The organism is Huijunlia imazamoxiresistens, assembly GCF_037132455.1.
GTDB classification, from domain to species: Bacteria; Bacteroidota; Bacteroidia; order Chitinophagales; family Chitinophagaceae; genus Flavisolibacter; species Flavisolibacter imazamoxiresistens.
Map to the genome: position 1 here is coordinate 1 of NZ_JBBBEI010000099.1, position 869 is coordinate 869.

Annotated in this window: 1 protein-coding gene; it reads right to left on the reverse strand. The window is 64.6% G+C overall.

The features are described 5' to 3' along the window. A partial coding sequence (locus V9K67_RS27035; RefSeq protein ID WP_432205904.1) for a hypothetical protein occupies positions 1-869 on the reverse strand: 869 nt, incomplete at both ends.

The window sequence follows — 869 nt, forward strand, 5'->3', positions numbered from 1 at the left end:
GCCGCCAGCACGCTCCACCATTTGCCGGCATGGTACCATACCTTGGCCTGCGGCTTGTCGGCCGTGTTTTTCATGATGTCCACCGGCACCAGGTCCTGCACCGTGGCAAAGCGGCCCGAAGTGCTTTGCTGCAGCGTATAGGTCTGCCCGCCGGTAAAGCCGCCGAACAGGGCCTGCCCGTCCGCGTCCTTGATGCCCGTACCGCTGGGTTTGACATCCAGCCGCAGGGCACCGGTGCCGGTAGCGGCCCGAACCGTCACATTGTACACCATACCGGTGGAGCCTACCGCCGCCGTCACCGCCAGCGGCCTGCTGGCCAGCACGTCGTTGCCCAGCACCGCCAGCGTGCCGCGGGCATCGCCGCTGACCGTGGTGGTAAAAAAGTCGGTGGCGTCCACCCCGCTCACTTTTTCGGAGAAGTATACCCTAAACGTTATATCCCCCGCCGCGGTGATTTCCGTTGTGGGCGACTGCCGCACGATGCTGTCCACTACCGGCGCCGGGTCGATGGTGTAGCGGGGACCGGTGGCGGGGCCCGGAAGGGCGTTGCCTGCGGCATCGATAATTCCGGTGCCCGCGGCCTTCAGGTCGAGGTGCAGCCGCACGAATTTGGTAATATTGGAAACCGTCACGTCGTAGATGGTGCCGGCGGTACCCTGGGCCAGCACGGCATTGGAAGCCAGGGTGCCGGTCGCCAGGCCGCTGTCGATGACAAGGGTAAAGTCGGTGGGGTCCAGGCCGCTGATGCGTTCGCTGAAGGTCAGCCGGTAGGTGACCGAGGCGCCATGGGCCGATTCGACCGTGGGCTTGTAGCGGTTAAAAGTCAGCAGCGATGGCGCCGTATAATCGAACTGGTAGCTCTGGCCCGT